At 72.2% G+C, this 12,720-nt stretch carries 9 protein-coding genes; 8 read left to right on the top strand and 1 reads right to left on the bottom strand.

The features are described from left to right. Window positions 1–301: 301 nt before the first annotated feature. A complete protein-coding gene (locus tag ACFYNU_RS37585) occupies window positions 302–1,897 on the bottom strand; it encodes a carboxylesterase family protein (protein ID WP_356596733.1) in 1,596 nt (531 codons plus the stop codon). 149 nt (window positions 1,898–2,046) lie between these two features. Here ACFYNU_RS37585 and ACFYNU_RS37590 point away from each other — a divergent pair, with 149 nt between their 5' ends. From ACFYNU_RS37590 to ACFYNU_RS37625, 8 genes are all read left to right on the top strand, one after another. Further along, window positions 2,047–2,607 (top strand): TetR family transcriptional regulator, encoded by a 561-nt coding sequence (locus tag ACFYNU_RS37590; protein ID WP_356596735.1) that lies wholly within the window; start codon window positions 2,047–2,049, stop codon window positions 2,605–2,607. A 367-nt stretch (window positions 2,608–2,974) separates the two neighbouring features. Further along, window positions 2,975–4,591, top strand: a complete 1,617-nt coding sequence (locus tag ACFYNU_RS37595) for a DUF4331 domain-containing protein (protein WP_388768601.1) — start codon at window positions 2,975–2,977, stop codon at window positions 4,589–4,591. Between the two features lie 218 nt (window positions 4,592–4,809). Continuing rightward, window positions 4,810–6,243, top strand: a complete 1,434-nt coding sequence (locus tag ACFYNU_RS37600; protein ID WP_356596739.1) for a tetratricopeptide repeat protein — start codon at window positions 4,810–4,812, stop codon at window positions 6,241–6,243. Then, entirely contained in the window at window positions 6,240–7,850 is a 1,611-nt protein-coding gene (locus ACFYNU_RS37605) for a nickel transporter (RefSeq protein ID WP_356596741.1), read from the top strand. Before ACFYNU_RS37600 ends, ACFYNU_RS37605 begins: the two co-directional genes overlap by 4 nt. Before the next feature lie 155 nt (window positions 7,851–8,005). Next, on the top strand, window positions 8,006–9,286 hold the full coding sequence (locus ACFYNU_RS37610; RefSeq protein ID WP_356596743.1) for a hypothetical protein: 1,281 nt from the start codon (window positions 8,006–8,008) through the stop codon (window positions 9,284–9,286). Between the two features lie 169 nt (window positions 9,287–9,455). Beyond that, entirely contained in the window at window positions 9,456–9,980 is a 525-nt protein-coding gene (locus tag ACFYNU_RS37615) for a hypothetical protein (protein ID WP_356596745.1), read from the top strand. 210 nt (window positions 9,981–10,190) lie between these two features. Then, window positions 10,191–11,891, top strand: a complete 1,701-nt coding sequence (locus tag ACFYNU_RS37620) for a DUF4331 domain-containing protein (protein WP_356596747.1) — start codon at window positions 10,191–10,193, stop codon at window positions 11,889–11,891. Between the two features lie 140 nt (window positions 11,892–12,031). Next, complete coding sequence (locus ACFYNU_RS37625) at window positions 12,032–12,631, top strand: class F sortase (protein WP_356596749.1); 600 nt, start codon at window positions 12,032–12,034, stop codon at window positions 12,629–12,631. Window positions 12,632–12,720 lie beyond the last annotated feature (89 nt).

Here is a 12,720-nt window from a genome sequence, read left to right on the forward strand (position 1 = left end):
CGGGCCCGTGTTTCTTTTAAAAAACGGTGTTGGGGGGGGCCCCCCCGGGGGGGGGGGCCCCCCCCCCCCCCCGGGGGGGGGGGGCGGGGGGCCGGGGGCCCCCCCCCCCCCCCCGCGGCGCCTCATGCGACAGCGACCGACAACGACAGCGGACCGGTGACCGGCGAGCAGCGACTGATGCCCCGCGACCGATGACCAGCGACCGGTGACTTGTGGCCGGCGACCAGCGACCGGTGACCGAGCCTGTGTTCCGGCCGCCGCTCGGCGACATCTCCGACCCGCCGAGCACCCGAGCACCTCATCAGGACCGGGGGAGCGCCTTCCAGAAGGCGTAATGGTGGTCGGCCGCGAAGTCGGTCTGCCCGATACGGCCGGCCGCGAGCCGCTGCACGTACGGGTCGCGGGTCGTGAACTGCTTCCACCCGGGCATCCCGGGCGTGTTCAGCTGCCCGGTGCTCGCGAACCGGCTCCAGTAGGCGGTCACGGTGTCCGACAGACCGGCCTGCACGGCGTCGAGGGGCTCGAACAGGTCGTTGTCGAACAGGTAGGCCAGGTCGATCATGTGGCCGGTGCCGAGCGAGAAACTCGTCGGCCGCGGTATGCCCTTGAAGTAGGGGGCTCTGGTCTCGGCGAAGTCGTAGGCGTGGACGGAGGTGTGGCGGGCCAGCGCGCGCTGGGTGTCGAACGCCGCGGTCGACCACTCCGAGTCGGTCAGCACGGCCGACAGTGCCGCCCCGGGGGCCTGATGGTCCGCCACCGGATACTCGGCGAGGACCGCGGGCGCGTTCTTCCCGAACTGCTCGGTGACCTTCTCGGCGTACTCCTCGACGCTCAGCGGCTTCCCCGTCGCGACCTCGTCGAGTCCGGCCAGCCCGCTCATCTCGTCGTGAGTGGAGCCGTGCAGCACCGGTACCCGGGCGAACCGTCCGGCGGGGATCGCCCGCGACGGGGACTCGGGCAGTGTCTTGCCGTCCACCACCGGCCGGTAGCCGTCGTGCCCGGAGGCCGACGCCTCGGTGAGCTCGTTGGTGGACCTGCGGCGCAGGCATGCGTCGGCGGTGCGCGGATCGTCGCAGCCGGCGGCTTCGGCGACGGCGAGGCCGTTGGCCTCCGCCTGTGCGCGGGTGAACGAGCCGTCCGGTCCGACGCAGCCCGCACTCTGCACGATCGCCTTGCTGAAGAGCCCGCGGGCTCCTGGCGAGACCAACTGGGCGCAGACGCTGTAGCCGCCGCCCGACTGGCCCATGATCGTGACATTGCTGGGGTCACCGCCGAAGGCGGCGGCGTTGCGGTTGACCCATTTCAGCGCGGCCTGCTGGTCGAGCAGGCCGAGGTTGGCCGGTGCGTGCAGACCGGGCGCGGCGAGGAAACCGAAGGCGCCGAGCCGGTAGTTGATCGTCACGACCATCGCGCCCCGCTCCGCGGCGGCCAGCTTGGCCGCGCGATAGGTGGCGCCGTCGCCGTAGGTGAAGCTGCCGCCGTGAATCCAGACGACGACCGGCAGCCGTCCCGTCGTCCGCCCGGCCGGAGTTGTGACGTTCAGGTAGAGGCAGTCCTCGCTGCCGCCGCCCTCGATCGCGATGGGCTGGTCGGTCGGCTGCGCGCAGGCGCTCTTCGGAGCGCGGGCGTCCAGCGGCGCCGACCAGGGGCGTACCGGCCGCGGCTCCTTCCATCTGCGTTCTCCGGTCGGCGGGGCGGAGTACGGGATGCCCTGGAAGGTCCGCACCGCACCGGCGACCGCGCCTCGGACCGGGCCCTCGGCGGTCATCACCTGGGCGGTGCGGACGTTGGGGACGGGCTGCGCGGACGCGAGGCCGGCCGTGATCGCCGCGATGGCGAGGAGTAAGGAGACGGTGGCCGTGCCGAGGGCGGCGGCGCGGGATTTCGTGATGGGCATCGGGGCTCCCGGGATCGGTGTCAACTTCGATGCCCGGAACGGTAGTCAGGAATTGGGCACTTGCGCAAGACGTTCGTCTGAGGCGTTCGTCTGAGGCGTTCGCCTGGCGCGGATGCGCGGATACGCGGATGCTTGTTAGGGTCCGCGTCATGGGAAACCGGGAGAAGCTGCTGGAGGCCGCCAGAGAGTGCCTTTTCGAGAAGGGCTACGAGCGCACGACGGTCCGCGACCTGGCCTCTGCGGCAGGCGTCAGCATGGCGGCGATCGGCTACCACTTCGGTTCGAAGGAGGCGCTGCTCAACCAGGCCCTCTTCGAGGCGCTCGACTCGGGAGGCCAGGCTCTTGGTCCGTCTGCGGACGATGCCGACCTCGGCGCGCTGTGGCGCCGCCTGATCGAGGCGTTCTCGGCCAACAAGACCTTCTGGATCGCCAATCTGGAGACTGTCCTGCGGGCTCAGCGCGACGAGGATCTGCGTGAGCAGGTGGCCGCCGGATTGCGGCAGGGACGCAGTGGCATGGCGCGGGAGGTCACCGGAATCGCCGAGGCCGAGCTTCCCGAAGCGACGATTCGCACCATCGGCTCGGTGCAACTCGCCCTTGTCAGCGGCCTGATGATGCAGCATCTCACCGACCCCGAATCCGCACCCACCGCGGACGAGGTGCTGGCGGGCCTGCGGGCGCTCGCCGCCCACTTGCCCGACGAGGAGTGACAAGCGGGGGCCGGGCATCGGGTTGTTGAGCGCTTGGGCGACCACCTGAGTGGGGTGTGCAGTTGTCGCGTCACCGATCGGCCTAACCCCTTGGTGCGTGTCGCGTTCTCTTCTCGGTCCGTCCCGGCCCGGCGGCAATGCTGTGCCACCTGCGGTTTCGTCTCGTCCCTCCGTGTACCGGAGCGGCGAGGGCGAACAAAAGAGGCGATTGCTCCCTGTTCGTCATGCTTGTCTGCCTTCTGCGTACCGGGCTTCCGGTACGCGGTGCTCGCCGACCGGCGAAAGCACCCTGACCCGTGCCTCTGAACTCGCCTCTTTTGTCGTGTGTTCGCCTCACGCCGGGTGGCGGGTTCGCAGACGAGAGGAAATGTCCTTGAAGACCACTTCCGCACGGCCGCGTTCGCGGCGCACGCTCGATCAGTCCCTGGTTGTGCTCGGCGCCGGCGCGCTCGCCACCGGGCTGGCCGTGCTCAGCCTCGCGCCCGGCATCAGCGCCGCGTCCAGTCACCGCGAGGCCCCGATGACCGCCGGTGACCCGCGGGTCGACAACACGGACGTGTACGCGTTCACGAGTCCGGACCGCTCCGACACGGTGACTCTGGTCGCGAACTGGATCCCGTTCGAGGAGCCCAACGGCGGCCCGAACTTCTACGCGTTCGCGGACGACGCCCGCTACCACGTCAAGATCGACAACACCGGTGACGGCGTCGCCGATGTCACGTACACCTGGCGCTTCCGCAACGAGGTGCGCGACGCCGAGAACCAGTTCCTGTACAACACCGGCCCGGTGCGCAGGATCGACGACCCGAACCTCAACTTCCGTCAGACGTACGACCTGACGGTCACCGAGGGCGGCAACATCCGCACCCTGCTGCGGAACGCCCCCGTCGCGCCGTCGCGCGTCGGCAAGGCGTCGATGCCCGACTACGGCGCCCTGCGCGCCCAGGCCGTCCGTCAGGTGCCCGGCGGCACGAAGGCGTTCGCGGGCCAGGCCGAGGACCCGTTCTTCGCCGATCTGCGGGTCTTCGACCTGCTGTACGGCGGTGACCTCAGCGAGCGCGGCCAGGACACCCTCGCCGGCTACAACGTCAACTCGGTCGCCCTCCAGGTGCCCAAGAAGTTCCTGGCGCTGCGCGGTGACGCCGCCCGTAACCCCGTCGTCGGCGTCTGGTCGACCACGGACCGCGAGGGCGCGGATGTCATGGGCGGCAAGGCGAAGAGCAAGAGCCACGACGGCCGGAGCCACGACGGCCGGCGGCAGGTCTCGCGCCTCGGCAACCCGCTGGTCAACGAGGTCGTCGTACCGCTGAAGTACAAGGACGCCTTCAACTCCATCTCGCCGGACCAGGACCGCACCGTGCAGCCCGTGGTCGACAAGGTCTACGACCCGATCCTGCCGAAGCTGATCCAGCAGGTGTACGGGATCCCCGCGCCCAAGACGCCCCGCGACGACCTCGCCGAGATCTATCTGACCGGTATCTGCAAGGCGTGTGGGCCGATCAAGGCCGACCTGAACGCGCACCGGCTCAACAAGGACGCCGACCCCGGCCGGATCTTCCCGGCCGAGGAACTGCGGCTCAACATGGGCGTCAAGCCCGCCAAGAAGCCGCAGCGGCTCGGCGTGCTCGCCGGTGACCTGGCCGGCTTCCCCAACGGACGCCGGCTCGCCGACGACGCGATCGACATCTCGCTCCAGGCCGTCGAGGGCGCCGCGCAGACCGGCAAGCTCGTCCCCGCGCTGGCGGCGGGCGACAAGGTCGACACCAACGACGTCGGCTTCGGGAAGACCTTCCCGTACCTGGCGCTCCCGAGCACCACGAAGTCGGGCACCAAGGCGGGCGGCAAGAACCGGGCCGCCGACGCCGATCGGACGTCCACCGCCCTCGACCCCACGAACGCCGCAGCCATCGGCGGCGTGGGCGCACTGCTCCTCGGCACCGGCGGCTTCCGCCTGTGGCGCCGGAGGAACACCGGCACCGGCTGAGTGAACAGTTGAACCGACACCACGACGTCGCGTCCGTACGCCGCGCCGCCGAGGTGATGTACCGGAGCACCGACTGACCGAAGGACGACCGGACAACCACCGGTCCGCCTCTGGCCGGACGGGGGGCCCCGCCCCCGCCCGGCCGCCATGCGCGACACCGCGCACGCTCAGCCACAGGACCCCACCCCCCTATCTGTACGCGCTCCGCGAGGAGGACCGTGCCCCAGCAGACCGGCACCCCCGACCCGGCTCCGGATCAGGCCCCCGACCCGGCTTCTGATCGGGCCCCCGACCCGGCTTCTGACCGGGCCGCCGCCCCGAACTCCCGTCCCCCCGGCCGCAGAAGGCTGCGCGCCGCCGCCGTCACCGTGGCCCTGGGCGCCGCGCTGTTCATCGCCGGAACAGTCGGGCTGTCACCGCTGAACCAGGACCCCGGCACCGCCAAGGACGCACGGCCGGGAGCGAGTTCACCGCGCGGATCGATCGACGCGCTCCGCGCGGATCTGCGCAGGCTGCCGGAGAACCCCGTCGGCTGGGCGGCACTGGGCATGGCGTACGTCCAGCAGGGCCGAACCACCGCCGACCCCGCCCTCTACGCCAGGGCCGAGTCCGCGCTCCGCAGGTCGCTGAAGATCCAGCCGCGAGACAACTACCAGGCCGAGACCGGCCTGGGCGCGCTCGCCGCCGCCCGCCACGACTTCGCCGCCGCGCTGACCTGGGGCCGCAGGGCCGCCGCCACCAATCCGTCGAACGCCGCCGCGCAGGGGGTGCTCGCCGACGCGTACACGCAGCTCGGGCGGTACGAGGAGTCGTACCGCGCCGTACAGCGCATGACCGACCTGCGCCCCGACACCTCCTCGCTCGCCCGCGCCTCCTACACCTGGGAGTTGCGCGGCGACATCCCGCGCGCCCGCGCGCTCATGAAGCGCGCGCTGGACGACGCGGCCTCACCCTCCGACCAGGCGTTCGCGCGGCTCCATCTCGCCACGCTCGCACAGGAGTCGGGCGACGCCAGGACCGCGCTGCGGGAGGCGGAAAGCGGCCTTCGCCGTACCAAGGACGACGCGCCGCTGCTGGAGGCGCGCGCCCGCGCGCACGCCGCGCTCGGCCACGACCGGCAGGCCGTCGCCGACTACACGGCCGCCGTCGCGATCGTCCCGCTGCCGCAGTACGTCCTCGGCCTCGGCGAACTCCAGCAGTCCCTCGGGCGGGACGCGGAGGCCCGTACGCAGTACGGCATCCTGCGAGCCCAGGAGCGGGTACGCCAGGCCTCCGGTGCCCCCGCCGACACGGACGCCATCCTTTTCGAGGCCGATCACGGCGACGCCAAGCGGGCCGTCACTATGGGGCGCTCCGCCGTCGGGACGCGGCCGTTCATCGCCGTACAGGACGCCTACGCCTGGGCGTTGCACCGCGCCGGGCGGGACGCGGAAGCCCTGCCGTACGCCGACCGCGCCCTGTCCCTCGGGACGCGCGGCGCGCTCTACCGCTACCACCGCGCGATGATCCACGACGCACTCGGCGACACGCCGGCGGCACGGAAAGACCTCGAAGCGGCCCTCGCCATCGACCCTCACTTCCACCCCCTGCACGCACCACGCGCCCGGACCGCTCTCGACCGAATCCTGGACCGGAGCGAGGGCCCCTCATGAACCTCACGTCGCACCGCACGCTCGCCGCCGGGCTCCTGCTGACCGCCGCGGCCGTCGCCGGGGGCGCCACCGCGCCCGCCGCCGTCGCGCACCCGCTGGGCAACTTCACGGTCAACCACCACACCGGCCTGACGGTTCACACCGACCGCGTCGACGCCCTCCTCGTCGTCGACCGCGCCGAGATCGCCGCCGCCCAGGAGATGCCGGCCGTCGACCGCGACGGCAGCGGCGCCGTGAACGCCGCCGAGGCACGGGACTACGCGCGTACGGCCTGCGGGACCGCCGCCCGCGGACTGCGCGTCAAGAGCAGCGCTGAAACCCTGAACGGCGCCACGACCCTCGACTTCACCGTCACCGACAGCGGCTTCACCTACCACCCCGGCGAGGCCGGACTCCGCACGAGCCGGCTCCGCTGCGACCTCACCGCACCCGCGGACCTGCGGCGCCCGGCGGACATCACCGTACGCACCACCTACGACAGCCGCCGGATCGGCTGGCAGGAGATCACCGCGAGGGGCAGCGGCGTCACGCTGAGGACGAGCGACGTACCCGCCGCGTCCGCCACCGACGAACTGCGCCGCTACCCGACCGACCCGCTGGCGTCACCGCTCGACCAGCGGTCCGCCGAGCTGCGCACGGAACCGGGCGGGTCGAGCGGGGGATCGGCGTCCGCAGCCGCGCTGCCCGGCGCGCAGTGGATCCCCGGGCCCGTCACCGCCGCGCTGGACAAGGTGTCCGGCACCTTCGACTCACTCGTCGGTACGCGCGAACTGACCGTTCCGGTCGGGCTGTTGGCCCTGCTGCTCGCCGTGGTGCTCGGCGCCTCGCACGCGGCCATGCCCGGCCACGGCAAGACCATCATGGCCGCCTACCTGGCCGGGCGGCGCGGTACCCCGCGCGACGCGGTGACCGTCGGCGCGACCGTCACCCTCACCCACACCGCCGGAGTACTCACCCTCGGGCTGCTGCTGCCGGTGGCCACGACGCTCGCCGGGGAGACCGTGCTGACCTGGCTCGGGCTGGCCAGCGGGTTGCTGGTGACGGGAATCGGGCTGTGGCTGCTGCGCTCCGCCGTACGGGGCAAACCCACCCACGGCCACCACCACCATCATCATCACCATCACCATCACGACCACGACCACGACCATCCGCATCCGGAGGCACATCCGGAGCCGGAGCCGCATCCGCATGGCGCTGACGGCTCGTCCGCCGTCGCCGTACTCACCCCCGTCCATACCGAACCGCACACCCACACCCACCCCGCCGCGGCGACCCGCGGCGGACTCATCGGCATGGGCATCGCGGGCGGTCTCGTCCCCAGCCCCTCGGCGCTCGTCGTGCTCCTCGGCGCCGTCGCCCTGGGCCGTACCGCCTTCGGCGTCCTGCTCGTCCTCGGCTACGGACTCGGCATGGCCGGCACGCTCACCCTCGCCGGACTCCTCCTCGTCCGCCTGCGCGACCGCGTCGAGCGCAGCACACGCGCCGCTGCCGCCACCCGGTGGAAGGGGCTGCGGAAACTGGCTCGTTGGGGCCCGGTGGCCACCTCCACGCTCGTCCTGCTGGTCGGCGTCGGGCTCACCCTGCGGGCCGCTGCCGGACCCTGGTGATCCGTACCGTCCTCAGCCTGACGGGCCGTAACGGGACGTGACGGGTCGTGATGGTATGGGCCGGATGCCCCACGGGTACACATACGGGTCCCCGCGTGGTCCTGCGCGCGGGAACTGACGGGTTGGGCCTGACAGGCGGGGTGGGTGGGGTCGGCATGGACGCTGCGCGGGGAATCCTGGCACTGATGGGGTCCGGCGAGACGAGCCCCACCATGGTGACGCTGCACCGGGAGTTGGCCGCCCACCTGGGCCACGAGCCGGACGCGGTGATCCTGGAGACGCCGTACGGCTTCCAGGTCAACCGGGACGCCATCTCCGCCGGCGCGCGTGAGTACTTCCGCCGAAGCGTCGGGCTGACCACGGTGGTCGCGCCCGACACGGAGGAGAACACGGACGGGGTACGCGATCAACTGCGCCGCGCCGACTGGGTGTTCTCCGGTCCCGGCAGCCCGTCGTACGCCCTGGGCCGCTGGCACACCCAGCGAGTGGGGGAGATCCTGCACGAGCGGGTGCGACGTGCCCATGGGGTGACGGTGATGGCCTCCGCCGCCGCGTGCACGGTCGGCTTCGCGGCGCTGCCGGTGTACGAGGTCTACAAGGCCGGGCACCCACCGGTGTGGCTCGACGGGCTGGATCTGACGGGGGCGCTCGGTCTGCGGGTCGCGGTGATCCCGCACTACGACAACGCCGAGGGCGGCACGCACGACACCCGCTTCTGCTACCTCGGCGAACCCCGGCTGGCTGCCCTCGAACGTGAACTGCCCGACGACAGCGCCGTCCTGGGCATCGACGAGCACACCGCGCTCCTCATCGACCTGGACGCGGCGACGGCGCGGGTGTGGGGCCGGGGGGTGCTGACCGTACGCCGACGGGGCGTCAGCGTCCCGGTTGGCGCGGGCACCGTCCTCGCCCTGGACGAACTGCGGGACCTGGTCGGCGGCAAGAGGCCGGCACCGGGCGCGATCCCGGCGCCCCGCGCCGCCGACGCCCCGCGTTCCGCGCCCACCGCCGACAGTCCGCCCACGCTCCAGGAGGCCGTCGCCGCGTCGGAGGCACGCTTCGACAGCGCCCTCGCCGCACATGACGCCGAGACGATGGTGGCGGCCGTCCTCGACCTGGAGGCGGTGATCGCGGCCTGGGGCGCGGACATGGAGGAGGACCAGGGCGTGGAATGGGCCCGTACCGTGTTGCGCGGCATGATCCGCCAGTGCGTACCGCACGCCCAACGCGGCATGGACGAACCGGGGGCCACGCTGGAGCGCATCGTGCCTCCCCTGCTCGGCCTGCGCGGGCGGCTGCGCTCGCGGGGCGCGTACGACGTGGCCGACCGGTTACGCGACGCCCTCGCCGCCGGCGGGGTGCACGTCCACGACACGCCTGCGGGCAGTGAGTGGCGGCGCGCCGAGGAGGACGCGCCCCCACCGTCATCGGAGTGATCGCACCGTCACTGAAGTGCGGCGCCTCGTCACCGAAGTGCGGCGTCTCGTCACCGGAGTGACGCGCATCCGTCCCTCCGCCCCGACATGCACTTGCACATGATGTGCAATAAGGTCGCCGCAGGGGACCGGAACCGGGCCCGTCCGACGATCCAGGAGCCGTCGCACGATGACGCCCACCCCCGCCGCACACGCACTCGATCCGGTCGCCCGCGACGCACCTCCGCCCGTCCTCGTCGAAGCTCTGCTGCTGCGGCACGACCCGACCGAGGGCTTCGCCTACCGCCGGCTGATCACGGCGCTGGGCGGCCGGGCCCGTCCCGACGACATCGCGCGGGGCCTGGCACTGCTGGGCGAGGACGACGAGCGCCATCTCGTGCACTCCACCAGCTGGCGCGCGACCGACGAGGGCCAGATCGTCCTCACCTACCTCGTCCATCCGGACCCGGCCCCCGACCTCCCCGCCACCCCGCTGCCCGATCCCCAAGCCATCGCCCGCTCACCGAGGGCCGGCCACCCCACTCCGCCGGATCTGAAGCCGCATCACGTCGCGGCGCACGCCGTGCGGCACCTCGCCTTTCTGGCCCGTACGGACCCGGCCGTCGCCGCACACCTGGCCTCCTCGGACGACACGACGCGGGCCGCTCTCGACCAGCTCGCCGGCGTGCCGGCCGGGCAACTCCACGGCGTCTAGCGCACCGACCCGTTCGGCCGCAGATCCGTTGCGGGTGCTTCGCACGCATGGTGCTGTGTGAGTAGCCTGACGTCACATTGTGGGACTTTTTACCGCGGTCATCGCCGATCAGGGCGTCTCGCGGGCCCGAGTGACGCCCGGAGCCCGCAGCTCTCAGCCGCGCCGCCCTCGGACACCGGTGGCACGCGGCTCTCACCGGATCGGACGGCCATGCGCTCCCTCCACCTGCCCAGACGAAAGCCCGCGTCCCGCCGGGCCGAACGTACCCTCGCCTCGGTCGGCACCCTCGCGCTGGTCGGCGCGGCGGCCGTGACCGGTCTCGCGCCCGCCACCAGTTCGGCGTCCAGCCACCGGGAGGCGCCGATGACGGCGGGCGATCCGAAGGCCGACAACACCGACGTGTACGCCTTCACCAGCCCGGACAAGCCCGACACCGTGACCCTGGTGGCTAACTGGATCCCGTTCCAGGAGCCCAACGGCGGCCCGAACTTCTATCCGTTCGCCAACGACGCGCGCTACAACATCAAGATCGACGCGGACGGCAACGGCAAGCCGGACACGACCTACACGTGGGAGTTCACCGACCACATCCGTGACTCCGCGGACCAGTTCCTCTACAACACCGGCGTCGTCAAGAACCTCGACGACCCGACCCTGAACTTCCGCCAGACGTACGACCTGACGGTCACCGACAGCGCCGGCAACCGCAAGACGCTCCTCGACGACGCCCCGGCCGCCCCCTCGAACGTGGGCAAGGCGTCGATGCCCGACTACGCGTCCCTGCGCGAGCAGGCCGTGAAGCAGCTGCCGGACGGCGGCCAGACGATGGCCGGCCAGGCGTCCGACCCGTTCTTCCTGGACCTGCGGATCTTCGACCTCCTGTACGGGGGCAACCTCTCGGAGACGGGCCACAACACGCTCGCCGGGTACAACGTGAACACGATCGCCATCCAGGTGCCGAAGAAGTCCGTGGCCCTGAAGGGCGACGCCACACGTAACCCCGTGATCGGCGTCTGGTCCACGACCGACCGCAAGGGCGCCGACGTCACCGGCAGCAAGGGCAGCGAGAACGCCACGGACGTGGACGTCGCGGACGTCGACCTCGCGACGACGGACGGCAAGGCGGCACAGGACGCGGGCGGCACCCCCGACAAGGGTGGCGAGGACGGCTGGCGCCAGGTCTCGCGCCTGGGCAACCCGCTGGTCAACGAGGTCGTCGTACCGCTCAAGTACAAGGACGCCTTCAACGCGCTCAGCCCGGACAAGGACGCCTCCGTCACCCCGGTCGTGAACGCGGTGAAGGACCCGATCGTCCCCAAGCTCATCAAGAGCATCTACGGGGTCCCCGCACCGGCCACGCCCCGCAACGACCTGGTCGAGATCTTCCTCACCGGCATCTGCAAGGCGTGCGGCCCCATCAAGGCCGACCTCAACGCGCAGCAGCTCAACAAGGACGCGGACAAGGCGGCCATCGTGCCCGCCGAGGAACTGCGGCTCAACATGTCCGTCCCGCCCGCCGCCAAGCCCAACCGGCTCGGCGTCCTCGGCCAGGACCTGGCCGGCTTCCCCAACGGCCGCCGGCTCAACGACGACGTCGTCGACATCGAGCTCCAGGCCCTCGAAGGCGCCGCGCAGACCGGCAAGATCGTGCCCGCGCTGGCCGCCGGCGACAAGGTCGACACCCCCTACCGCGAGCCCGGTGACTCGTTCCCGTACGTGGCGCTGCCCAACACCGCGGCCGTCAACCAGGCCGACGCCCTCCACCCCGACGGCGGCGTCGGCGCGGGCCTCGGCGGCAACGCGTTCGGTGGCGGCTTCCCCGTCGGGCCCGTCGCGGCCGTGGGCGGCGGCGCGCTGCTCGCCTGCGCCGGTGTCATGGCCCTGCGCCGTCGGCGCGCCGAGCGGGTATGACCGGCCCGCTCTTCTCAGGTCGCCCGCCCCGCTCCTGGCGGGGCGGGCGACCGCGCCACGGCCGGGGACCGCGCCCGCCGGGGCGCCGAACAGCCGCCGCCGCAACGGTAGTTACTGGCATAGCGCTCACCTGCCTCGGTGTGACCGCGCTGATCTCGCCGCCTGAGCCGACGACCCCCACGCGGACGGACATCGGCACCCTGCCCGTCCACTCCGGCCCGGACGAGCCCGCCGCCCCCTCCGCTCCCTCCGCGAGCCGTACCCCCGCCTCACCCCCGACCCGCATACGAATACCCGCCATCGGACTCGACCAGAGACTCCTCGGTCTGCGGGTGCAGCAGGACGGCCGTCTCGGCGTCCCCAAAGACCCCGCCCGCGTGGGCTGGTGGAGCGACGGACCACGGCCCGGCGACCCCGGCGCGGTGGTGATCGTCGGCCACGTCGACTCCGCGACCGGACCGGGCGCCTTCCACGGCCTGTCCTCCCTGCGCCCCGGCGACAAGATCACTCTGCGCCGCGCGGACGGCGGCGACGCGACGTACACCGTCCAGGCCCTGCGTCAGTACGAGAAGGACGCGCTCCCCGACAGCCAGGTCTACGCGACCAGCGGCCCGTCCGCCCTGCGACTGATCACCTGCGGCGGCACGTACGACCGCGGGCGGGGCGAATACCGCGACAACCTCGTCGTCTACGCGACAACCAGCGGGCCGCGAGGCAACGGGAGCCCCGCGTGGCACTGAACAGCGTCCGCACGCGTTGCCCGACCGGTGGCCGACCCGCCCCGGCCGGGACCGACACCGCCCGGAGCACGGAGCTGGCCGGCATGTCC

Source organism: Streptomyces sp. NPDC006643, from assembly GCF_042870175.1.
Lineage (GTDB): Bacteria > Actinomycetota > Actinomycetes > Streptomycetales > Streptomycetaceae > Streptomyces.